The following is a 21894-nucleotide window of genomic DNA, read 5'->3' on the forward strand; positions in this document are numbered from 1 at the left end:
CGGCGTGTGGGTTCACGGTCGGCGTTCGGGGATCGGGGCGGTCGGCCGAACGGTGCGCCGGCGGGCGTCGATCGCCCGACTGCGGGCGATCGAGGGCAGCGACGACGGTCACTTCGCGTACACGCTCATCGCGTCGGGATTGAGCTCGACGGAGACCTCCTCGGAGTCCGGCACCTCCGAGCGTCCCTGGACGGCCACGTCGAGTTCGGGGAGCGCGTCGTCGTCGGGCTCGATCACCAGGTTGGTTCGCTCGCCGTGGAAGAAGCGGTTGACGATCGTGCCGTCTATCGTGCCGGCGCCCGACTCCACGAGGTCGACCTCCTCGGGCCGGATGGACGCGACCACGTCACCCCTCGCGGCGGACTCGCCCAGGTCGATCGTCGTCTCGGCGTCGGCCTCGAGCTCGAGCCGCGGCGGGTGCGTCGTGTTCTCGACGACCCCGTCGAGGAGGTTCGTGTCGCCAATGAAGTCGGCGACGAACGCGGTCGCCGGCTCGCGATAGATCTGCTTGGGCGTGCCGATCTGTTCGATCCGCCCGTCGTTCATCACGGCGAGGCGATCGGACATGCTCATCGCCACGTCCTGGTCGTGTGTCACGTAGAAGAACGTGCTCTCGACGCGGTCGTGGATCTCCTGGAGCTCGACTTGCATCTGTTGGCGCAGCTTCCGGTCGAGACTCGAGAGCGGCTCGTCCAAGAGCAGGATGTCCGGCTCGTTCACCAGCGCGCGGGCGATGGCCACGCGCTGTTGTTGGCCCCCGGAGAGGTCCTGTGGCTTGCGGGTCTTGTATCCCGACAGGTCCACGATGTCGAGGTACTTCTCGATGAGCCGCTCGCGCTCGCCGGGATTGACGCCGTCCTTCTTCAATCCGTACCCCACGTTCTCCGCGACGGTCATGTGGGGGAAAAGCGAGAGGCTCTGGAAGACCAGGTTGGTGTTCCGCTTGTTCGGCGGCCGGTGGACCACGTCCTCGCCCTCGATCCGGATCGAGCCGTCGGTCGGGGTCTCGAAGCCGCTTATCATCCGGAGGGTGGTCGTCTTCCCGCAGCCGGACGGGCCGAGAAGCGAGAAGAACTCGCCGCGCTGGAGGTCGATGTCGATCCCGTCGACGGCGATCGTGTCGCCGAACTCCTTGCGGACGCCGTCGAGCTGTACCGCCGTCGTTGCTGTCGTCATACCGCGACCGAAGACGCGGATAGTACTTAACTTTTTGTCCAGTAAAGACGATTATATTCGAGAAAACATATACCTTAATCACATAAAATATGAAATTCGTCAATATTTGGCGCAAAATTGCTTCGTACGATCATCAGCTTGCTGATCACCACGGAGAGGAGTCGAGAAGCCGGTCGAGAACGACACGATCGTTACCCGTATTCGGTTAAACGTGAAAAGATCGATATCATATAAGGCCGATCCCCCAATGAACATGTCTTTTGTAGAGCAGATTTATTACACGTGAGTAGCAGTCGATCGACGACGATGGTAGACAGACGGCAGTTCATCAAGGCGGCAGGCGCGACCGGCGTGACGGGTATGGCGGGCCTGTCAGGGTGTATGGGCGGCGGCGGCGGAACCACGGTGTCGATCCTCACGTGGACGGGATACGACGCGGTCAACGACCAGGTGGAGGAGGCGCTCGAGGACGTCTCGCTCGAGATCTCGGTGGCGGACGGCTCCGCGAACATGTTCTCCACCGTGAACGCGGGCGGCGGCGAGGAGTACGACGTCGTCATCCCGAACAACGAGTACGTCCCGCGGTTCATCGACGCGGACCTCGCGGCGCCGGTGGACATGGACGTGATGACGAACTTCGACTCGCTGTATCCCACGTTCCAGAGCGCGGCCGAGGGGCAGTTCGCCGACGGTGGAGACGTCTACGGCGTCCCCGTCCAGTTCGGGTGGTACGCGTACGGCTACGACAGCTCGAAGCTCCCGGAGGACCACGAGCACTCCTACGACGTCCTCTTCAGCGAGGAGTACGCGGGGGTCGACCTCACCGGCTCCATCACGCTGTACGACGGCTACTACAAGTCGATCATGGCGACGGGGCTCGCGCTCGGCTACACCGACGCGTTCGAGGGCGACACCGTGTCGTTCACCGACGAGCAGCTCACGACCATCGAGGAGACGCTGATCGACTTCAAGCCGAACCTGCTCGGGTTCATCCACGACGAGGAGACGCTCACGCAGGACTACCAGAACGGGAACATCATCGCGTCGTTCGCGAACCGGAGCACGCACGTGGGGATCATGAACGACGTCGAGAGCGTGGATTTCTCCCAGCCGGCGGAGGAGGAGCTCACCTGGTTCGAGGGGGCCGTCGTCACGGCGGGCTCCTCGAACAAGGAGGCGGCCTTCCGGGTGTTGAACGAGTACATCTCCCCGGAGACCGGGGCGGCGCTCTCGGAGAACCGGAACATCATGAACACCTCCCAGGCCGCGATGGACAACATCGAGGCGGAGTCGCTCCAGATCGAGCCGGGCGTCCTCGACGGGATGATCCCGTTCAAGCCCGCGGAGCAGGACGAGGCGTGGATCGAGATGTTCGAACGGGTCAAGAACGCGTGAAAACGAGATGAGCACCATCCAAGATCTCGGCGACGCGTTCGAACGGCGCGGAGAACGGGCGAAGCTCGCGATCATGGCGGGACCGGGAGTCGGATGGCTGCTCACGCTGATACTGGTCCCGACGGCGTTCCTCGTGATGGTGAGCTTCGCGGAGGTCAGCAGCTCCTACGACGTGGTGTGGTCCTTCTCGGTGTCGAACTACCGGGAGCTGTTCGTCGGCGAGAGCGGGCTGTTCCAGACGCCGTTCGTCGACTCGTTTTTCCTCTCTCTGCGCATCGCCGCGGCCACCACGTTCCTGACGGTCGTCCTCGCGTACCCGGTCGCGTACCTGCTCACGCGGCTCTCCGGACGGCGGTTCAAGATCGTGTTGTTCGCGGTCCTGGTTCCCTTCTTCACCATCTTCATCGTGCGCATCTACTCGTGGCTCTCGCTTTTCGGCAGCCAGGGACTGATCAACTCGGCGCTGCTCGCGACCCCGCTCGTCTCCGAGCCGCTCGGGATCTTCGAGTACGGGCTGGCGGCGGTGGTGATCTCGCTCACCCACGCCTTCTTCCCGTACATGCTGTTGACGCTGTACTCGAGTCTCGAGGGGATCGACTACGGGGTCATCGAGGCGTCGCGGGACCTCGGGGCGACCCGGATCGAGATCGCGAAGGACGTCGTGGTCCCGCTGTCGGCACAGGGGCTGATCACCGGCTGCGTCTTCGTGTTCGTCCCGGCGCTCGGGACGTTCATCACGCCGCAGTTCCTCGCCCGCGGGAAGTTCACCATGATCGCCGAGGTGCTCACGGCCCGGATAAACGAGCTGTACGCCATCAACTACGGCGCGGCGGGGTCGCTGTTCCTCATCATTCCGACCCTGATCGCGTTCGCGATCGTGATGCGTACCACCAGCCTGGAGGCGATGGGGTGACCCATGGCGGACAGTGAGGGACACGGTCGGCTGTCGCGGCTCGTCGGCGAGCCCGGACTGACGGGGACCGTCTCCGTCGACCGGGTCGTGAGCGCGGTCGCCGACTACGGCATGTGGGCGCTGACGCTCGGCATCATCGTCTTCCTCTGGCTCCCGCTCTCGCAGATAGTCGCGCTCTCGTTCATGGAGAACTCGGCCGTGCTGTTCCCGTTCGAGGGGGTCACCCTCGACAACTACGTCAGCCTGTTCACCAACGAGAGCCTCCTGTTGGCGGCCAGACAGAGCGCGTTCGTGGCGACGGTGTCCGCCCTGGTCGCGACGCTGATCGGCGTCCCGCTCGGGTTCGCCATCGCCCGTCACGAGTTCCGCGGCAGGGGGATGCTCAGGGGGCTCGTCATCGTCCCGCTCCTGATGCCCGGAATCATCATGGGGATCTCGCTTCTGATCCTGTTCCGCGTGGTCGGGCTCTCGCCCGGCTTCCTCGGAACCGTGCTCGCCCACTCCGTGTACGGGCTGCCGTTCATCGTCCTCCCCGTGGTCGCCAGGCTCGCCGTGTTCGACCGCAAGCTCGAGGAGGGCGCGCGCGACCTCGGCGCGGACGGCCGGAGCGTGCTGACGGACGTCACCCTCCCGATCATCTCGCCCGCGATCGCCGCGGGCTTCGTGTTCGCCTGGCTCCGCTCGTTCGAGGACTTCATCCGCGTCTTCTTCGTCGGCGGGACCATGGACGCGCTCACGAAGGAGATGTACGGCATGGTGGTGTACTCACAGGGCACGGCGGCGATGGACCCGATGGCGACGATCATCGTGCTGGTCGTCAGCACCGCGCTGGCCGTCGCGATCAACTTCCGGGACATCCTCGAGTACGTCTGAGGCCGACGACGACGATCGTCGCCGCGGTCTCCCCCTCTTCCGTTCGCGTCGATCGCCTCGCCCCCTCCGGGACCGCCCCGGCTTCGAGGGAGCGCGCGTCACGGGTCGACGCCGTCCGAACGGTCGGCGCCGTCGGGGCCGTCCGACCTCTCGGCGCCCCCGGAGTCGTCGGCGTCGGCCGGATTCACCGCGCGGACGGTCCCGACGCCCTTGCTCGACCCCTCGCGGAAGACGAACCGCTGGCCCTCCTCTATCAGGTACGGCCGGAACTTGAACCGGACCCGCGTCCGTCCCGTGTCGCCCGGCAGGAGTCGCCCCTCCTCGGGCGCGAACGCGGCCGCCTCCGAGACGGTCTCGACGTGGACGACCGGCTCGTACCCCTCGCGGATCCGCGTCGGGTGGTTGAGCACCATCACCTCCGCGTCGAACTCCCGGACGGGCTCGGGGTCGGCGTCACGGGGCACGAGGGCCATCCCGCGGTCGATCTCCGCTTCGTCGACGCCCTTCAACGCGATCCCGACGATCCGGCCGGCCTTCGCCCTGTCGACGCGGTGGTAGTGCATCTCGATCGACCGGACCTCGACCTCGCGGAAGGAGCCGTCCGCCATCGGACCGAGGAGGAGCTCGTCGCCCGCCTCGACGGTGCCGGAGTTGACCGTGCCGGACGCGACCGCGCCGACGCCGGTCACCTTGTAGCTGCGGTCGACGTACAGCCGGAACGCCTCGCGCTCGGGCGTCGCACGCTTGGGAAGCGCCTCGAACAGCCGGTCGAGCGCGTCGACGCCCTCCTTCGTCACCGCGCTGGTCCGGACGACGGGGACGACCCCGTCGCCGACCTCCCCGACCGCGACGTCGACGCCGTGGCGGTCGAGCAGAAGCGGCGTCTGCCCGGCGTCGCGGAGCGTCGACTCCACCTCGCGTTCGACCGCGGCGAGCCGCTCGTCGCTCACGGCGTCCGCCTTCGTGATCGCGACGATCGTCGGGAGTTCGGTCGCGAGCAGGATGCCGAGGTGCTCGCGGGTCGTCGCCGTCGGGCCGTCGTCGGCGGCGACGACCAGCAGGCCGTAGTCGAGCTTCTGGCCGACCAGTCCGCGGATCGTCGTGTGGAGCCACGGCTCGTGGCCCACGGTGTCGACGAACGAAACGAGGCGATCGGCCTCCTCGACGATCCGCGCGCGGTCCGACTTCCGGTGGGGGTTGTCCATCCGGACCGCGTCGTCGGCGTCCTCGGCGAACCCGTACACCGCGTACGAGAGGTCCGCCGAGAGCCCGCGCTCGACCTCGTGGGGCTGGACGTCGAGGAAGCCGCGCGTGCCGCCCTGCCCGTCGTCGGCCCGACCGGTGACGAGCGTCCCGACGAGCGTCGACTTCCCGTGGTCGACGTGGCCCGCCGTCCCGACGACGAGGTGGTCGTCGTCGGCCTCGAACATGCCGCCCTCGCGGACGGTGGCGAGCCCGACGAGCCCGGCCGCGTCGCCGTCGCCGTCGGCCCCCGCGCTCCACGTCTCCACGTCCGCGATGTGGGCGTCCGCCTCCTCGGCCAGCAGCGAGAGCACGTCCATCGTCTCGGAGAAGGCGTCCGGCGGGACCCCCGCGAGCCCGCCGTCGTCGGTGACGCCGAGGACGTACGTCGCCTCGCCGTCGCCGGAGAGCACCCGGTGGCGGAGCTGTGCCACGAGCGATTCCATGCGGCCGTCCGCGAGGTGGACCTCGCGGGTGAGCCGTTCCTTGAACTCGATCGCCCCGCCGTCGCGCTCGCCGCGCTCGATGGCCCGCCGTAACGCGGACCGGTCAGCGCTCATGGAGGAACGTAGGCGACAGCCGGGCTTAACGGTTTTCGTGGTACTCGTCCCCACGTCACGTGATCGGTACGGAGCCCTCCGTAGCGACGCGCGCCACGCCGGGAGACGCCCGCCGCGACGCACCGTTTAAGCGACCGCCGCGGGGAGGGGAGGCATGGACACAACGGTCCCCCGCGTCGCCGAACGGCGCGTCCACGTCGTACCGCTCGGCCACGAACACGACCGGATCGTCGAACCCCTCCGCAGCCACGGCGCGGACGTGGTGTACCTGCTCGCGGACGCGCCCGACCGCGACGCCGACCGCGGCGTCGTCGACTTCGAGGCGGCCGCCGCCGGCCCGGAGGCGAGTCGGGTCGACGTCGACCGCCTCACCGACTACCAGCGGGAGGCGTGGGCCGAGGCGGCCGAGTTCGCCGCGGTCCGCGCGCTGCCCGTCGAGCTCGCGGACGTGTACGACGTCCTCGGCGTGACGACCACCGTCGCCGCCCGGCACGACGCCGGCGACCCCGCCGGCGACCGCCTGTTCGCCAACGTCTCCACCGGCCCGCGGGTCGCGGCGGTCGGCGTCGCGATCGCGTGTATGGTCGTCGGCGCGCGGCCCTACAGCGTCGAGCCCGAGGTCCACCGCCACGACGTGGACGAGACGCCGCTCACCGCCGGTGTCGCGGCGACCGTCGACCTGCCGATCTACCCGATGGACGCGCCGACGACGGACCAGGTCGCGGTGCTCGGTCGGCTCCGCGAGCGGGCCGACGGGAACGTGACGACGGACAAGTGGAACCTGATCCAGTGGGCCCGCGAGCGCGACCTCTCGTTCCTGCGCGAGGCCGGCGAGAGCCGGACCGCGAAGTACCGCGCGCTGGAGACGCACGTCCTCTCGCCGCTCCGCGACCGCGGCTACGTCGAACTGGAGGACGTCGGACGATCGGACACGGTCCACCTCACCGAGATCGGGCGGCGCGTCTTCTTCGCGTTCCAGCACAAGCTCGGGGAGTCCTGAGCGCGTCGTCCGGTCGCCGGGACGCCGACACGGGCCGGACGACCCGTGCGTACTGTACGGTTCGTCCGGACCGTTGACGGCCAACGTAGAATCGTCGACCGGGCCTCGGTGTAGACGCGTGACGCCCCGTCAGGCGGGTGCGACGTCCCTCCGCCCTCCCTTCGCCCACCCTCCCCGGCCCGCGTCGGTCGCACGGAGCGATCGGCGCGCGGCCGGTCGCCGTCGCGGTCCCCGCTGACGCGGTCGCGGTCGCCCGGCGGGCGTCACGGACGACGGCTCGGCCGTCGTTTTCGCGGGAGCGAGATCAGTCCCGCAGTTCGACGTACGTCCGGCGGACCGTCACGGGCGTGACGCCCGCGACGTCGGCGGCCTCCCGCTGGGTGTAGTCGGCGTCGCACTGGCGCGCCGCGGTGTACAGGCAGGCGGCGGCGACGCGGACGGGGTTGCGGCCGTTCGCGATCCCCTCCGCGACGGCGCGGTCGGCGAGCTCGCGGGCGCGTGCCTCGACGGCCGAGTCGACCCCGAGGTCGCTCGCGAACCGCGGGAGGTACTCGGCGGGCGCGGTCGGACCGACCGGGAGACCGAGCTCGCGGTTCATCGCGTCGAAGGCCGCGCGGTGTTCCGCCTCGGTCGCCTTCGCCTCCGCGCACACCTCGCCGACGGTCCGGGCGACGTCGGCGGTGCGGCAGGCGACGTAGACACACGCGGCGGCGAACCCCTCGAGCGAGCGCCCCCGGAGCAGGCTCTCCGACTGCGCGGAGTCGAAGAGCGCGCAGGCCGTGTCCCGGAGGCTCGTCGGCAGCTCCAGCGCGCCGGTGAGCCGCCGGATCTCGGTGTAGGCGTACACCTTGTTGCGGTCGCGCTTCGTGGAGATCCGCGCGCGGTTGTGCTGGGTGCGCATCCGGGCCATCCGGCGGCGCTTGCGCCCCTTGAGCCGGGTCGAGCGACCGATCTCCGTCGAGAGCCCGCGATCGTGCCGGGAGCGCGTCAGCGGCGCGCCCGTGCGCTTGGGGTCCGTGTCGTCGTCGGAAAACGAGCGCCACTCGGGCCCGTGGTCGATCCGGTCGGCCTCGAGGACGAGCCCGCAGTCGACGCAGGCGCGCTCCGCGCTGTCGACCGCGGTGCGCCCGCCGCACTCGGGACACTCCTCGTCGCGGACGGCGGCCGCGGCCGTCCCGTCGAGTTCGGCGGCGTCGGTGCGGGCGGCGTCGGTGCGATCGGTGCGGGCGGCCGTCTCGGTACGGGCGGCGGCGCGGGGGTTCCGGGAGCGGCGCGAACGGGCGCGGGTCGAGGGTGCCTTGCTCATCACGTCTGAACCTCGGTCCCGATGCCTTACTTAAACCCCGGTGGATCGGGGGGTGAGCGGCCGGATCCGGGCGCTCGCACCGACCGGTTACCGATCGGTGGTGGCCGGGGCAGGCCGGCGGAGTACGGGAGCTTTATCTACCGGAGGGCGAGAGCGGTTGACATGACGCTGTCGGAGATCGCGGCGGGGCTCGAGGTGACCGCCAGCCAGCGCGACCGCGGGGTGGCCGTCGCGGACGACACCGAGACGCCGCTCCCGGAGCGCCTGCGGGATCACGCCGAGGACCTGCCGTGTACGCCGGAGGCGACCGCGACGCTGGTGGACGCGTACACCGCCGGGCGGAGCGTCGGCGACGCCGCCGCCGACGCCGGGGTCGCGCCCATGACCGCCGCGAAGACGCTCCACCGCTGTGGCGTCTCGGGCGTCTGCCCGCTCGCGCCGACCCGTCGGGGGGTCGTCCGCGACTGGCTCGACGGCCGGATCGCCCGCAGCGAGGCGGTGACGCTCGCCGGCGGCGACGACGCGGACTTCGCGCTGGCGACGTACGTCGAGACCCACGACCCGCTCCCGGCGGTCGCCGAGGTGGTGGACGCGAGACTCGCGGGCGCGTCGCCGCTCGGGTCCGGACTCGGCGCGGACGATCCCCTCGGCGACGCGCTGGGGTCGAACGACGGCCTCCGCTGATCGCTGCCGTCGACGGCGCGGCCGACGACGCCTTCGAGGCCGACACCGCGGGCGGAGCGGGCGGTCGGACGGGACTCCCGCGGAGCCGGCGGCCGAAACGACCCCCTCTCGGCCGCTACGACCGCATCCGCCCGATCAGTCCCTCCTCAGAGAGGTCGACGTCGAGCGTCGTATCGAAGAGCCGGGCGTACGCGTTCGCGATCGCTCGCGCGTACGCGCCGTCGCCCGTCGCGGCCACGGGCGCGGCCGCAACGCGCGGGTCCGTCCGCGGGAGAGTCACGTCGGCGTCGGCGGCCGATCCCTCGGGCTCGCCGTCGATCCCGCGGGACACCGCGACCGTCGCGTCGACGCTCGCGCCCACGTCGGCGATCCGGCCGTGGAGCCGCTGGAGCGCGTCGCTGCCGTGCGGCGTCGCGGGGCGGACCGCGGCGACGCTCTCGGCGGCCGTGACCGCCGCGACCGCCTCGTTCGACGCCACCGGCGACGCGTCGACGATCACCGCGTCGTAGGCGCTCGCCGCCTCGTCGATCCGGCGTTCGAGCTTGCGCGCCGCCTCGGCGGTCTTCGCGCGGGCGACCCGCTCGAACGGGGCGCGCGCGGGGACGACGTCCGCGCGACCCGGCAGGCTCCCGGCCTCGTCGCCGCCGTCGGCGCCGGCGCGTCCGCCCGCCGCGATCCGGTACGTCGCCGCCGACAACGACGCGCCGGTCTCGTCGGCGACGAGCGCCGTGAGGTCGGTGCCGATCCGGCCGCGAACGTACTCCGAGAGCCCCTGCGTCGCGAACGCGGCGTCGAGGACCGCCACGTTTCGTCCCCCGCGTGCGCCGACCGTCGCCAGCTCGACGGCCGTTCGTGTCGTTCCCGCGCCGCCGGCGGCCCCGACCAGCGCGAGCGTTGTCGCGTGCATGGAGTCGCTCCACGGAGTCGGCTGTTAAGCGTCGCGGATCGTCGCGGTCCGGCGAGCGTCCCAACGTTTATGCGTCGATCATCGGTACCGTGACCGGTAGATGGCAGCCATCGCAGACGGGAGGTGGCGCGCGCTCGCGCTCGTCGGCGTCGCGGAACTGTTCGCGATGACCCTCTGGTTCAGCGGGACCGCCGTCGGCCCGGAGCTGGCCGCCGCGTGGGGACTCTCACCGGCCGAGACGGCCTGGCTGACCAACGCGGTCCAGCTCGGCTTCGTCGTCGGGGCCCTCGCGTCGGCGTCGCTGACGATCGCGGACGTCGTCCCGCCGCGACATCTGTTCGCCGGCTCCGCGCTGGCCGGCGCCGCGGGCACGGCGGTCATCGCGGCGGTCGTCGCGAGCGGGCCGCCGGCGATCCTCCTGCGGTTCCTGACGGGCGTCGCGCTCGCGGGCGTCTACCCCACGGGGATGAAGATGATGGCGTCGTGGTTCGACGAGGGGCGTGGGTTGGCGATCGGGGTCCTCGTCGGCGCGCTGACGGTGGGATCGGCCTCGCCGCACCTCCTGCGGGCGGTCAGCGGGATCGGTCGCCCCGACGCCGTCCTGTACGGCACCGCCGCGCTCGCGGCGCTCGGGGGCGTGCTCGTCCTCGCGTACGAGGACGGCCCCCACCAGCCGGAGACGGCCCCCTTCGACCCGAGCGCGATCCGGCGGATCGTCACCGACCGGGGCGTCGTCCTCGCGAACCTCGGCTACTTCGGCCACATGTGGGAGCTGTACGCGGTGTGGACGTGGATCCCCGTCTACCTCGCCGCGAGCTTCGAGGCCGGCGGAGCGGTCGCCGCCGACCGGCGCGCCGCGCTGCTCGCGTTCGCGACGATCGCCGTCGGCGGCGTCGGCGCGTGGCTGGCCGGCTCCGCGGCCGACCGCTGGGGGCGGTCCGTCGTCACCAGCGTCTCGATGACGGTCTCCGGGGCCGCCTGCGTGCTCGCGGGCGTCGTCTTCGGCGCCTCGCCCGTCGTGGTCGTCCCGTTCGTGCTCGTCTGGGGGTTCGTCATCGTCGCCGACTCGGCACAGTTCTCCGCGGCGGTCTCGGAGCTCGCCGACGAGAGCTACGTCGGGTCGGCGCTGACGCTCCAGACCGCGGTCGGCTTTCTCATCACCATCGCGTCGATCCAGCTCGTCCCGGTCGCGCGCGACGCCGTCGGCTGGCGGTGGGCGTTCGCCCCGCTCGTCGTCGGGCCGCTCGTGGGAACCGCCGCGATGCTGTGGCTCCGGACGCTTCCGGCGGCCGACCGGCTGGCCGGCGGACGGGGATGACCGGGCTCCGGTGATGTCGGTCGGGGGAGGCGCTTACGCGTCGATCGCGTCGGCGACGTCGCCGGCGATCCCGTCCAGTTCGTCGTCCGAGAGGTCGGGACGCGTTCCGGCGACCGCGTGGATCGGCGCGCCGCCGTCGCCCTCGAATCGCGGGACGACGTGTGCGTGGACGTGCGGGACCTCCTGGCCGGCCGCCTCCCCGTCGTTGACCCCGACGTTCGCCGCGTCGGCGTCGACGGCGTCCTGAACGCGGGGCGTGAGGTCGCTCACCGCGTCGAACACGGCGCTCGCGGTGTCGGCGTCGAGGTCGCCGACGCGCTCGGCGTGTGCCTTCGGGATCACGAGCGTGTGCCCGCGTGCGAGCGGGTTGGCGTCGAGGAACGCCAGGACGGCGTCGGTTTCGTACACCGTCCACGCGGGGATCTCGCCGTCGACGATCGAACAGAAGATACAGTCGTCGGACATACGCGAGGGGTCGACGCCGCGACGTATCAAGGTTTCCCGCCGGGGAACGCGACGCGGACGCCGACCGGAGCGATCGCCCGTGTCGCGACGCGTCGCGCGTCACTCCTCGGCGTCGGGGAACGGTACCTCGATCAGCGTCCCGTCGTCGGGGAGCAGACACTCCCCGTCGAACGCCTCGCGGGCCTCCCGCAGTATCGGCGACGCGTCCGCGGCGTACCGCGAGGAGATGTGGACGAGCGCGAGCCGCTCGGCGTTCGCGCGCTGGGCGATCGATCCCGCCTCGCGGCCGGTCGAGTGGGCCGTGTCGCGGGCACGGTCGGCCATCCCCTCGGCGAAGGTCGCGTCGTGGACGAGGAGGTCGGCCCCCTCGGCGGCCTCGACGGTGCGCTCGCGCGGGCGGGTGTCGGCCGTGTAGACGAGCGTCCGGCCGGGCCGGGGCGGGCCGACGACCTGGTCGGGCTCCACGACGGTGCCGTCCGCCAGTTCGACCGACTCGCCCGCGTGAAGCCGGCCGAACGCCGGTCCGACCGGGACGCCGAGCTCCTCGGCTTTCGGACGGTCGAACCGGCCGGGGCGGTCCGCCTCCTCGAGAACGTACCCCTGTGAGACGGTGCGGTGCGTCGTCTCGAAGGCGCGGACCTCGTAGCCGTCGGCGTCGAGCGCGACGTCGCCGGGGGCGACCTCCGCGATCCGGACCGGGAACCCCGGCTGGTGGCCCACGGCGTGGACGAGGTCGTGAAGGTCCTCCCCGGTGCCGGGCGGGCAGTGGATCGAGAGCGGCTCGGTCCGGTCGTTGAACCCGAGCGTCTGAACGAGTCCGGGGATCCCGAGGACGTGGTCGCCGTGGAGGTGCGAGACGAACAGGTGGTCGAGTCCGAAGCCGGTGCCGGCCCGCATCATCCCGCGCTGGGTGCCCTCGCCGCAGTCGAACAGCAGGCGGTCGCCCTCGCGGTTGACGAACAGGGCGCTCGGCGCGCGCTCGGTCGTCGGGACGGCGCCGCCCGTCCCGAGGAAGGTGACGCGAAGGGACATACGCGCCCTGCGGCCGGCGGGGGTAAACTCCTTTCGAGCCGCGTCGCCGGCACGGTCGGGTCGAGAGCGACCGTCCACGGTCGAAGCCGACATGAGGCTCCCGCCCCGAGACCGGGCATGTACGACGAGATCGCCGCGCTCGTCCGCCAGGAAGGGTGGCGGGCGGAGGGCGCCGCCGCGCGCGTCCACTACGACGGCGGGGGCGACCGGGTCGCGATCGAGTTCTACGCCGACGCCGAGCGCGTCCTCTACTGGAGCGTGCCCGAGGGGGTCGAGAGAGCGGGAGCGGACGAGGGCAGGAACGAGAACGGGACCGCGACGGCCGACGCCGGCACCGCCGCGCCGATCCCCCGCGAGACCGTCCCGGACCCGCTGCGGCGGCGGGTCCGCGACGACCTCGACGCCGCGGGGATCGACCCCGCCGTCGAGCGGCGGAGCGTCTGAGCGGTCGGGTCGGTCGACGCGGTCACCACACGACCTCGTCGGCGACGGCGATCGTCCCCGACTCGACGATCCGGGCGTCGAGCCCGCCGCGGTGTTCGAGCGCCGCCTTCGCGTCGGGCTGGTCGGCGTGTGACGCCATGTACTCGCAGGGCTCACAGAGCCCGGTCCCCTCGAGGACGACCTCGCCGACGCGGAACCGCTCCCCGACGAGATGGTTCAGCGCCACCCCGCGCGTCGTGACGTTTCGCCGGTGTTCGCCGGCGGCGAGGTCGACGTCGTACGCCTCGGCGGCGGCCTCCACCGCCTCGGCCTCGATGAGCGTGACGTCGCTCGGATCGAGGTCGTCGCGCTCGTTGTAGATCCCCTCCCCCCTGAAGTAGCGGTCGCCCCTCAGCCCCCGACCGGCGACCGCCTCGACGGACTCCCGCGGCTCGGGGTCGCCGCCCGTGTCCGGGGCGACGTGGATGCGCTCGACCGTGCCGACGCGGGCGTCGCGCGCCGACGCTTCCTTCGCGTGTCCCATTGCCGTATCCGTTCGATCGGACGATAATAAACCCACGTCGTCGCCGGCGCGGCAGAGATCGTTACGGACTCCGGCCTCGTCGGCCGCCGAAAGGATATAACGGAAGCGGTGCCTACACGTCCACATGAGCATCGCCCGCGACGACGACGTCCTCGGCGGGGAGCCACGGATCGACGGGACGCGCGTGGGCGTCCGCCACGTCGCGGCACGGGTGATCGACGGCGGACGCGCTCCCGCCCACGTCGCGGATCAGTTCGACGTGTCCCTCGCGGACGTGTACGAGTGTCTCTCGTACTACTACGCCCATATCGACGAGATGCGTGAACTCGAACGGGAGAACGAGGAGGCGTTCGAGCGGGTTCGAGAGTCGTCGGTGAAGCCCAAAGAGCCCGTACGGTGACGGAGATCCGGATCCTGCTCGACGAACACGTCGGCCGGGTGTTCGAGCGGACGCTCCGGGAGCGCGGATACGAGATCGAACAGGCGAAAGACCGGTTCGGAGAACACACGAGCGACGCCGAACTCGTCGAGTGGTGTGGCGAGTCCGGAACGGTTCTGGTGACGAACAACGCGAAGGACTTCGAACCGCTACACGAACGATACGATCACGCCGGGATCCTGCTCTACTACGACCAAAACCTGCCCGACACCGATCCCGAGGGACTCGCTCGAACGGTCGAGGAAGTGTTCAACCAGTACGGACTCGACGGGGTCGCGGATCAACTCGTCGATCTCGGTGAGTGGTACGAGTGGCTCCACGACGAATAGCGGCCGTTCTCTCCGGATTCTGTCGGCCTGGATCGATCCCAAGGAAACGCACTTGCCTCGCGGTCCGATAGGGCGTGTGATGAGTAGCGCCGAGTGGGAGGACGACGACCCGTTCGAGGAGCAGCGCGCGGAGGTCGAGAACCCGATGAAGCGGCTGTTCGCCGAGTACGGTCGCCCCTATCTCCCGCAGGTGTCCGTCGGGGTCCTCGCCAGCGTCTTCGCCCGGCTGCTCGACCTCCTCCCGCCGCTCATGCTGGGGATCGCCATCGACGCGGTGTTCTACGAGGACGCGCGCTTCAGCGAGCAGATCCCGCTCGTCGTGCTCCCGGACGCGTGGCTCCCGGCGGGCCGGGGCGAGCAGTTCTGGTTCACGGTCGCCGTCATCGCCGGGGCGTTCGCGCTCGGCGCGGCGTTCCACTGGGTCCGCAACTGGGGGTTCAACGCCTTCGCCCAGCACATCCAACACGACGTGCGGACCGACACCTACGACCGGATGCAGCGGCTGAACATGGAGTTCTTCTCCGACAAGCAGACGGGCGAGATGATGTCGATCCTCTCGAACGACGTGAACCGCCTCGAGCGCTTCCTGAACGACGGGATGAACTCGCTGTTCCGGCTCGCCGTGATGGTCGTCGGCATCGGCGGCCTGCTGGTGTGGATCAACCCGCAGCTCGCCCTCGTGGCGCTTTTACCCGTCCCGGTCATCGCCGGGTTCACCTACCTCTTCATCAGGACGATCCAGCCGAAGTACGCCGCGGTGCGCTCCTCCGTCGGGAAGATGAACTCCCGGCTCGAGAACAACCTCGGCGGCATCCAGGTGATCAAGTCGTCGAACACCGAGCCGTACGAATCCGACCGCGTCGACGACGTCTCGATGGACTACTTCGACGCCAACTGGGACGCGATCGGCACCCGGATCAAGTTCTTCCCGGCACTGCGCGTGCTCGCGGGCATCGGCTTCGTGTTCACCTTCGTGGTCGGCGGGCTCTGGGTGTTCGAGGGGAGTGCGCCCGGTCCCTTCTCCGGCGACCTCTCCGTCGGGATGTTCGTCGTCTTCATCCTCTACACCCAGCGGTTCATCTGGCCGATGGCCCAGTTCGGGCAGATCATCAACATGTACCAGCGGGCTCGCGCCTCCTCCGAGCGCATCTTCGGGCTGATGGACGAGCCCTCGAAGCTCGAACAGGACGCCGACGCGCCGGACCTGGTCGTGGAGGGGGGCGAGGTCGTCTACGACGGCGTCACCTTCGGCTACGACGAGGAGCCGACGATCCGGGACGTCGACTTCGCGGTCGAGGGCGGCGAGACGCTCGCGCTCGTCGGGCCGACCGGGGCCGGGAAGTCGACCGTGCTCAAGCTGCTCCTCCGGATGTACGACGTCGACGAGGGCGAGATCCGGATCGACGGCCAGGACGTGAGCGAGGTCACGCTGCGGTCGCTGCGCCGGTCGATCGGCTACGTCGGGCAGTCGTCGTACCTGTTCTACGGCACCGTCCGCGAGAACATCACCTACGGGGCCTTCGAGGCGACCGACGAGGAGGTCCGCGAGGCCGCGAAGGCCGCGGAGGCGCACGCGTTCATCGAGAACCTCCCCGACGGCTACGACACGATGGTGGGCGAACGCGGCGTGAAGCTCTCGGGCGGCCAGCGCCAGCGGGTCACCATCGCCCGCGCGGTGTTGAAGGACCCGGACGTCCTCGTCCTCGACGAGGCCACCTCCGACGTCGACACGGAGACGGAGATGCTGATCCAGCGGTCGGTAGACCGACTCACGGCCGACCGGACGACGTTCGCGATCGCCCACCGCCTCTCGACGATCAGGGACGCCGACACCATCCTGGTGTTGGAGGACGGCGAGATCGTCGAGCGGGGGAGCCACGACGAACTGCTGGAGAACGAGGGGCTGTACGCGCACCTCTGGGGCGTCCAGGCCGGCGAGATAGACGAGCTGCCCCAGGAGTTCATCGACCGCGCCCAGGAGCGGACCGCGCGCGTGCTCGAGGACGCCGAGGGCGACGACGACTAGCGAGAGCGACGACGACCAGCGGGGGCGACGACGACCAGCGACGTTACGGCGACCGGCGGCTCCAGTCGCCCGTCTCCCTGCCGACCGTCTCCGGATCGACGGGGTTCCCGGTCCCGTCGACGCCGACGACCGCGAGGATCGCGTCGCGGACCTGCTGGGGTTCGCGGAAGGTCGCCACGTCGGTCCGGCGCAACACCGCCTCCAGCCGGTCGGTACCGTCCGCGTGGTCGAGTTCGAACCCGCCGTACTGCTCTATCAGTTCCTCCTTCGTCACCGGGTAGGCGTGCTCGCGGAGCGCGGGCTTCAGCGGGCCGAACGTCACGCCGTAGACGGCCTCGGGGGCGGCCTCGTCGTCGGTCATACTCGCCGATCCACGCCCGACGGATTAAGTATCGGGGGCGAACCGCGCGGAAGGCGGGACCGTGACGCGCCGGGCGGTCGACCGTCGGCTATACGGGGTCGGTCGACGCAGGGGAGGTATGCGACTCGCGGACGCAACCTGGACCGACGTGCGGGACGCCGACGTCGACGTGGCGTTCCTCCCGGTCGGCAGCACCGAACAGCACGGCCCGCACGCACCGCTCGGCACCGACACGCTGAACGCGGTCGCGGTCGCGGAGGCGGCCGCGGCGGCGTACGACGCGGAGCCGCGCGCGGGCGTCGCCGACGGCGTCCCCCGCGGCGAGGCGCTCGTCGGGCCCCCGATCCCCGTCGGCGTCGCCGAGGAACACCGCGCGTTCGACGGGACGATGTGGGTGAGCCCCGACGCGTTCCGCGCGTACGTCCGGGAGGCGGCCGCCTCGCTCCCGGCACACGGCGTCGACCGCGTCGTGTTCGTGAACGGCCACGGCGGGAACGTCGAGGCGCTCGCGGAGGTCGCCCGCCGCTTCTCCCGTGACCCCGCACACGACGGCTACAGTGTCGCGTTCACCTGGTTCGAGGCGGTCGGCGAACACGCGGGCGACATGGGGCACGCGGGACCGCTCGAGACGGCGCTTCTGCGCGCGACGACCCCCGACCTCGTCCGCGAGGGGCGGATCGAGGACGCGCGCGACGGGGGAGCCGAGCGATGGGGGGAGTGGGTCTCGGGCGTGAACCTCGCGCACGACTCCGAGGAGTTCACCGACAACGGGGTCGTCGGCGACCCGACCGCGGGCGACGCCGACCGCGGTCGGGAGCTGCTCGACCGCGCGAGCGACGCGCTCGTCGAGCTGGCGCGGGCGGTCGCGGACCGGGAGGTCGGAGACGGCGGGTAGCCCGCTCAGATGAGGTCGTCGGGGTCGTGCGCGTCGCGCATGCGTCGCGCCTCCGCCGCGTACCGCTCGCGTAGGTCCGGATCGTCGACGGACCCGAGCTCGCCCGGGCCGGCCTGGACGGCCGCGGTGGTGTCCCGCACGTCCGAGAAGGACGTGAGCGCGCGCTCCTTGCGGAAGTACCGCTCGCCGTCGGGCGTGGCGTACGTAAGGATCACCATGTTCTGCTCGTCGTCGGAGTAGGTCCGCTCGACCAGCCAGACGCGGACGACGTCCGTCGTCGACTCTTCCATGTCCGGAGGGTCGGGCGGGGGACGCATAAAGTGCGACGTCGATCCCACGGGAGACGACGAAGCGTGCGCCGACCCGTCTACGCGTCGTCCGCGGCGTCCTGGAGCGCGCCGCGGATCGCGGGGACCGTCCCGGTGAGCGAGGCCACCTCCTCGGCGGCCGACTCGATGTCCCCCACGAGCGACTCCATGTCGGCGATCTCCGCCTCGAGGTCCGCCGCGTCCTCGAAGGCGTCGGCGCGCTCGCCGAGGACGTACGCCTTCTTCGCCGAGCGCACGTGATCGACCGCGTCGCCGACGTCGAGCGCCGACTTGAGCCCGTTGAGCGCCCCGAGGACGTTCTCGGCGTCGGTCACCCACACGTCGTCGGGGTCGGGAAGCTCCTCGCGGGCGGCCGCGAGGTGCTCCTCGACCTCCGCGCGGGTCTCCTCGGCCGCCTCCCCGAACAGGTCGTCGTCGTCGAACGTGGACTGGCTCATGCGGGGACCGTCGAGCCGACGCGGCTTATATTCGAGCCCGAAAGCGAAAGTGAAATCCGCCGATCGAGGAGCCACGCGGGGGATCGACGGGAACGCGGGCGGGTCAGACCCGGCCGAGGAGTTCGAGCGTCACGAGGAGGATCGCGACCGTCAGGAAGCCGGCGAGGACCGCCAGCGTCCGCAGCCACGGGAGGACGGTCTCGGCGTCCGGGAGCGCCGTGCCGAGGGAGCGGTGCGTCCGGGGGTCCGGGTCCGACGCCATGGCGGGGGATCGGGTGTCGACGCACGTGAACTCGACTATGAGAGACCCGTCCGGGATCGGAGGACTCGGGAGCGATACGGAGAGGTCCGGACTCCCGGAGAGGCCGGCCGCCTACGCGATCTTCGCGTACTGCTCGGAGAGCTTCTCGGCCGCCTCGTCGAGGAGCTCGGCCTCGTACTCGTCGAGCTCCCACTCGATCACCTCCTCGACGCCGTTCGACCCGAGCTTCGCGGGGACGCCGAGGGCGGCGTCGTCGTAGCCGTACTCGCCGTCGAGCACGACCGAGCAGGGGAGCACCTCGCCGGTGTCGTTCAGGATCGCCTCGACGGTGTGGGCGACGCCGGTGGCGGGCCCCCACTGGGTCGCGCCCTTCCGGCTGATCACGTCCATCGCGGACTCCTGGAGGTCCGCGAGGATCGCCTCGCGCTCGTCGGCGTCGAACTCGGGGTCCCGGCCGTTCACGCGCACCTTCGAGAACACCGGAGCCTGCGCGTCGCCGTGCTCGCCGAGGATCGTCGCCTCGACGTTCTTCACGGGCGCGTCGAACCGCTCGGAGAGGACGTACCGGAAGCGCGCGGAGTCGAGGCGGCCCCCGAAGCCGACCACCTGTCCGCGGTCGCGGTCGCCCGCCTCGTAGAGGTGACGGTTGAGGAGGTCGACCGGGTTCGAGGTGGTGACGGTGACGAAGTCGTCGTTGTGCTCGGCGAGCGAGGCGGCGATGTCCTCCATGATCGGGGCGTTGTCGCCGGCCAGGTCGATCCGGGTCTGGCCCTCCTTCCGGGGGATCCCCGCCGTGATCACGACGACGTCCGAGCCGGCGGTGTCCGCGTACTCGCCCTGTCTGACCGTCGTGTTCGAGTCGTAGGCGACGCCGTGGTTCGCGTCGGCCGCCTGGCCGATCGTCGTCTCGCGCTGGTCCGGGATGTCGACGAAGACGAGCTCGTCGACCACGTCGCGCAGTGCGAGGTTGTAGCCGGCCGCGGCTCCTACCGTCCCTGCCGCGCCGATCACGCTGACTTTGCTCATGCCACCTAACATCGCGGTCGGCCGGCGAGTAAACGTTTCGAAAGGACCGATCGGCCGCCGGAGAACGGCCGCGGACGAGCGGTCGGGCGGGCGCGTCCGTCGCGAAAACCCTAACACCGGCCGCGACGCAGGGACGCGTAGTGCCGACGTTCCGCTACCCGTGTCCCGGCTGCCGTACGACCAACAGCCTCCACGACGCCGACTGCGAGTTCGAGGGCGTGAGCTGGCCCACCGTCGAGAAGGTGTACACGGACCTGCTGTCGGTCCTCACGGCCGAGCGCGACGGGATCGCCGAGTCGGCCCTGCGGGAGGCCGTCGCCGACGAGTGGGGCGGACTCCACAAGGCCGCGCTGGGGGCGCTCGAACGCGAACAGCGGGTCGTCCGCGAGGACGACGTGCTCAGGCTCCTCACCGCCGCGGAGTTCAAGGAGCTCGTCTCGGAGCCGACCCGCGAGCCGATGCGGACCGTCTACGAGCGCGGCTCCGTCCCCGGCTGTCACGACAACGCTGTCTTCGCGATGGTCGCGTGGTACGAGATGGTCGGACTCTCCTGGCCGGAGACGAAGGAGAACGTCGTCGAGTGGCTCCACACCTCCGGCGCGTGGGACCGCGGCGGATTCGAGGAGTCCTCGCCCGAGGAGCTCGTCGAGTCGAAGCGCCACGTGTACGACGCGGGGTACGGCTGGAAGGAGAAGGGCCAGGCGGCGAAGCGCGTCATCGAGCGGCACGGGTGATCCCCCCGCTCCGGGTCGCACGACAGTTTTAGGCCGCACGTCGCCGTCGGTAGCCACGATGCCCTTCGACGCCGCCCTCGCGTGGCCCGTGGTCCACGCGTGGCTCGGTTCCGCGTGGCCCGCGGTCCCCGCCTGGCCCGTGCTCGGATCGCTCGCGGGCGGCGTCGGCGCGCTCGGGCTCGCGTGGGCCATCCGTCGCCACCGCGGGCGACCCGGCGTCGACTGGTTCCTCGGCGTGTTCGCCGCGCAGGCGACGTGGTGTCTCTCCTACGGGGTCGGGCTGCTCGTCGAGGGACCGACCCTCCGGACCGTGTTGGAGGCGACGACGTGGCTCGGGATCGTCTGGACCGGCGTGGCCTTCCTCGGGTTCGCGCTCGCGTACACGGGACGGGCGGACGTGATCCGGGGACGACTCTTCGCCGCGATCGTCGGGTTCGGGCTGCTCTCGACGCTCGTCCTCGCCACCAACCCGATCCACGGCGGGTTCTGGACGGGGTTTCGGTCCGACCCGGTCCTCGGGGTCGAGACGGTCTCGTACGCCCTCGGCCCGTGGGCGTACCTCGTCGTCGCCGTCGAGTCGGTGCTCGTCGCGAGCGCGGTCTTCCTGCTCGTCGACACCCTGTTCAGCTACGGCCCGCTGTACCGGCGGGAGACGGCGGCGGTGGCGTTGAGCTCGCTCCCGCCGGGGTTCGCCCTGGTCGCGTGGACGCTCGGGGTCGGCCCCGTCCCGCAGCTTCGGCTCGCGCCGCTCATGTTCGTCCCGCACGTCCTGCTCGACGCGTACGCGTTCGACCGCGCGGAGATGTTCGACCGCCACCCGACGACCAGCCGCGCCGCCGAGCGGACGGCGATCGACGATCTCGCCGATCCCATCATCGCGCTCGCGCTCGACCGCCGGATCGTCCGGCTGAACCCCGCCGCGGAGACGCTCCTCGAGGTCGACGCCGAGGACGCGCGCGACCGGCCGCTCTCCGCGTTCCTCGACGTGCCGGTCGACGGCGAGCGCGGCGAGGACGAGAGCGACGACGCGAACGAGACGGTCGCGGTCGAGACGGCCGACGGCCGCCGCACGTACGCGGTGTCGACGTCCCGGCTGACCGACCCGAACGGGAGCCACGTCGGGTACACCGTCGTCCTCTCGGACGTCACCGAACGCGAGCGACGCCGTCAGCAGCTGGAGGTGCTCAACCGGGTGCTCAGACACAACCTCCGAAACGA

Annotated in this window: 25 protein-coding genes; 13 read left to right on the forward strand and 12 right to left on the reverse strand. The window is 70.8% G+C overall.

Annotation, left to right across the window (positions count from 1 at the left end; translation table 11 throughout):
- Positions 1 to 108: 108 nt before the first annotated feature.
- On the reverse strand, positions 109 to 1176 hold the full coding sequence (locus DJ70_RS08380) for an ABC transporter ATP-binding protein (RefSeq protein ID WP_094531910.1): 1068 nt from the start codon (positions 1174 to 1176) through the stop codon (positions 109 to 111).
- 306 nt (positions 1177 to 1482) lie between these two features.
- Here DJ70_RS08380 and DJ70_RS08385 point away from each other — a divergent pair, with 306 nt between their 5' ends.
- From DJ70_RS08385 to DJ70_RS08395, 3 genes are read left to right on the forward strand one after another with little or no spacing between them, the layout of a single operon-like run.
- The gene (locus tag DJ70_RS08385; protein WP_245810769.1) at positions 1483 to 2571 is read left to right on the forward strand and encodes an ABC transporter substrate-binding protein; all 1089 of its coding nucleotides are present in this window, start codon (positions 1483 to 1485) and stop codon (positions 2569 to 2571) included.
- 7 nt (positions 2572 to 2578) lie between these two features.
- Complete coding sequence (locus DJ70_RS08390) at positions 2579 to 3484, forward strand: ABC transporter permease (protein ID WP_094531912.1); 906 nt, start codon at positions 2579 to 2581, stop codon at positions 3482 to 3484.
- 3 nt (positions 3485 to 3487) lie between these two features.
- Positions 3488 to 4357 (forward strand): ABC transporter permease, encoded by an 870-nt coding sequence (locus tag DJ70_RS08395; RefSeq protein ID WP_094531914.1) that lies wholly within the window; start codon positions 3488 to 3490, stop codon positions 4355 to 4357.
- A 98-nt stretch (positions 4358 to 4455) separates the two neighbouring features.
- Here the strand turns inward: DJ70_RS08395 and DJ70_RS08400 are convergent, their stop codons facing one another.
- The gene (locus DJ70_RS08400) at positions 4456 to 6159 is read right to left on the reverse strand and encodes a GTPBP1 family GTP-binding protein (protein ID WP_245810770.1); all 1704 of its coding nucleotides are present in this window, start codon (positions 6157 to 6159) and stop codon (positions 4456 to 4458) included.
- 154 nt (positions 6160 to 6313) lie between these two features.
- On the opposite strand from DJ70_RS08400, the gene DJ70_RS08405 reads away from it, so the two are divergent.
- Positions 6314 to 7159 carry an HFX_2341 family transcriptional regulator domain-containing protein gene (locus DJ70_RS08405; RefSeq protein WP_094531916.1) on the forward strand — a complete coding sequence of 282 codons (846 nt, stop codon included), beginning with the start codon at positions 6314 to 6316 and terminating at the stop codon, positions 7157 to 7159.
- 304 nt (positions 7160 to 7463) lie between these two features.
- Here DJ70_RS08405 and DJ70_RS08410 read toward each other — a convergent pair whose 3' ends face one another.
- Positions 7464 to 8465: a transcription initiation factor IIB gene (locus DJ70_RS08410; RefSeq protein WP_094531918.1), complete on the reverse strand. Its 1002-nt coding sequence runs from the start codon at positions 8463 to 8465 to the stop codon at positions 7464 to 7466.
- Between the two features lie 162 nt (positions 8466 to 8627).
- Here DJ70_RS08410 and DJ70_RS08415 point away from each other — a divergent pair, with 162 nt between their 5' ends.
- The gene (locus tag DJ70_RS08415; RefSeq protein ID WP_094531920.1) at positions 8628 to 9149 is read left to right on the forward strand and encodes a DUF7858 family protein; all 522 of its coding nucleotides are present in this window, start codon (positions 8628 to 8630) and stop codon (positions 9147 to 9149) included.
- A 115-nt stretch (positions 9150 to 9264) separates the two neighbouring features.
- Here the strand turns inward: DJ70_RS08415 and DJ70_RS08420 are convergent, their stop codons facing one another.
- Positions 9265 to 10056 (reverse strand): AAA family ATPase, encoded by a 792-nt coding sequence (locus DJ70_RS08420; protein WP_094531922.1) that lies wholly within the window; start codon positions 10054 to 10056, stop codon positions 9265 to 9267.
- Positions 10057 to 10156: 100 nt separating this feature from the next.
- Here DJ70_RS08420 and DJ70_RS08425 point away from each other — a divergent pair, with 100 nt between their 5' ends.
- Positions 10157 to 11374, forward strand: coding sequence for an MFS transporter (locus DJ70_RS08425; RefSeq protein WP_094531924.1), 1218 nt, complete (start codon positions 10157 to 10159; stop codon positions 11372 to 11374).
- Between the two features lie 33 nt (positions 11375 to 11407).
- Here DJ70_RS08425 and DJ70_RS08430 read toward each other — a convergent pair whose 3' ends face one another.
- On the reverse strand, positions 11408 to 11839 hold the full coding sequence (locus tag DJ70_RS08430) for an HIT family protein (protein WP_094531926.1): 432 nt from the start codon (positions 11837 to 11839) through the stop codon (positions 11408 to 11410).
- A gap of 99 nt (positions 11840 to 11938) precedes the next feature.
- Complete coding sequence (rnz, locus tag DJ70_RS08435) at positions 11939 to 12871, reverse strand: ribonuclease Z (protein ID WP_094531928.1); 933 nt, start codon at positions 12869 to 12871, stop codon at positions 11939 to 11941.
- Between the two features lie 117 nt (positions 12872 to 12988).
- Here rnz and DJ70_RS08440 point away from each other — a divergent pair, with 117 nt between their 5' ends.
- On the forward strand, positions 12989 to 13315 hold the full coding sequence (locus DJ70_RS08440) for a DUF7538 family protein (RefSeq protein ID WP_094531930.1): 327 nt from the start codon (positions 12989 to 12991) through the stop codon (positions 13313 to 13315).
- Positions 13316 to 13337: 22 nt separating this feature from the next.
- Here DJ70_RS08440 and DJ70_RS08445 read toward each other — a convergent pair whose 3' ends face one another.
- Positions 13338 to 13838: an MOSC domain-containing protein gene (locus DJ70_RS08445; RefSeq protein ID WP_094531932.1), complete on the reverse strand. Its 501-nt coding sequence runs from the start codon at positions 13836 to 13838 to the stop codon at positions 13338 to 13340.
- A 124-nt stretch (positions 13839 to 13962) separates the two neighbouring features.
- On the opposite strand from DJ70_RS08445, the gene DJ70_RS08450 reads away from it, so the two are divergent.
- The 3 genes from DJ70_RS08450 (at position 13963) to DJ70_RS08460 (ending at position 16632) form a co-directional block, all read left to right on the forward strand.
- The gene (locus tag DJ70_RS08450) at positions 13963 to 14238 is read left to right on the forward strand and encodes a DUF433 domain-containing protein (protein WP_094531934.1); all 276 of its coding nucleotides are present in this window, start codon (positions 13963 to 13965) and stop codon (positions 14236 to 14238) included.
- Positions 14235 to 14606, forward strand: a complete 372-nt coding sequence (locus DJ70_RS08455; protein ID WP_094531936.1) for a DUF5615 family PIN-like protein — start codon at positions 14235 to 14237, stop codon at positions 14604 to 14606. The genes DJ70_RS08450 and DJ70_RS08455 overlap by 4 nt, the downstream gene beginning before the upstream one ends.
- 79 nt (positions 14607 to 14685) lie before the next feature.
- Positions 14686 to 16632 (forward strand): ABC transporter ATP-binding protein, encoded by a 1947-nt coding sequence (locus tag DJ70_RS08460; protein WP_094531938.1) that lies wholly within the window; start codon positions 14686 to 14688, stop codon positions 16630 to 16632.
- Between the two features lie 43 nt (positions 16633 to 16675).
- On the opposite strand, the gene DJ70_RS08465 is transcribed toward DJ70_RS08460, so the two are convergent.
- Positions 16676 to 16993, reverse strand: a complete 318-nt coding sequence (locus tag DJ70_RS08465) for a DUF5789 family protein (protein WP_179234014.1) — start codon at positions 16991 to 16993, stop codon at positions 16676 to 16678.
- A gap of 118 nt (positions 16994 to 17111) precedes the next feature.
- On the opposite strand from DJ70_RS08465, the gene DJ70_RS08470 reads away from it, so the two are divergent.
- Positions 17112 to 17888: a creatininase family protein gene (locus tag DJ70_RS08470; RefSeq protein ID WP_094531940.1), complete on the forward strand. Its 777-nt coding sequence runs from the start codon at positions 17112 to 17114 to the stop codon at positions 17886 to 17888.
- 5 nt (positions 17889 to 17893) lie between these two features.
- On the opposite strand, the gene DJ70_RS08475 is transcribed toward DJ70_RS08470, so the two are convergent.
- The 4 genes from DJ70_RS08475 to mdh form a co-directional block, all read right to left on the reverse strand.
- Entirely contained in the window at positions 17894 to 18178 is a 285-nt protein-coding gene (locus DJ70_RS08475) for a hypothetical protein (RefSeq protein ID WP_094531942.1), read from the reverse strand.
- Positions 18179 to 18255: 77 nt separating this feature from the next.
- Positions 18256 to 18654, reverse strand: a complete 399-nt coding sequence (locus DJ70_RS08480) for a DUF5790 family protein (RefSeq protein ID WP_094531944.1) — start codon at positions 18652 to 18654, stop codon at positions 18256 to 18258.
- A 103-nt stretch (positions 18655 to 18757) separates the two neighbouring features.
- Complete coding sequence (locus tag DJ70_RS17380; protein ID WP_179234015.1) at positions 18758 to 18916, reverse strand: hypothetical protein; 159 nt, start codon at positions 18914 to 18916, stop codon at positions 18758 to 18760.
- Positions 18917 to 19027: 111 nt separating this feature from the next.
- Positions 19028 to 19942: a malate dehydrogenase gene (gene mdh / locus DJ70_RS08485; protein ID WP_094531946.1), complete on the reverse strand. Its 915-nt coding sequence runs from the start codon at positions 19940 to 19942 to the stop codon at positions 19028 to 19030.
- Positions 19943 to 20082: 140 nt separating this feature from the next.
- On the opposite strand from mdh, the gene DJ70_RS08490 reads away from it, so the two are divergent.
- Entirely contained in the window at positions 20083 to 20676 is a 594-nt protein-coding gene (locus tag DJ70_RS08490; RefSeq protein WP_094531948.1) for a DUF7474 family protein, read from the forward strand.
- Between the two features lie 58 nt (positions 20677 to 20734).
- Positions 20735 to 21894: histidine kinase N-terminal 7TM domain-containing protein (locus DJ70_RS08495; protein WP_143420983.1), on the forward strand; the 1160-nt coding region annotated here is incomplete at its 3' end.

The organism is Halorubrum halodurans, from assembly GCF_002252985.1.
GTDB classification, from domain to species: domain Archaea; phylum Halobacteriota; class Halobacteria; order Halobacteriales; family Haloferacaceae; genus Halorubrum; species Halorubrum halodurans.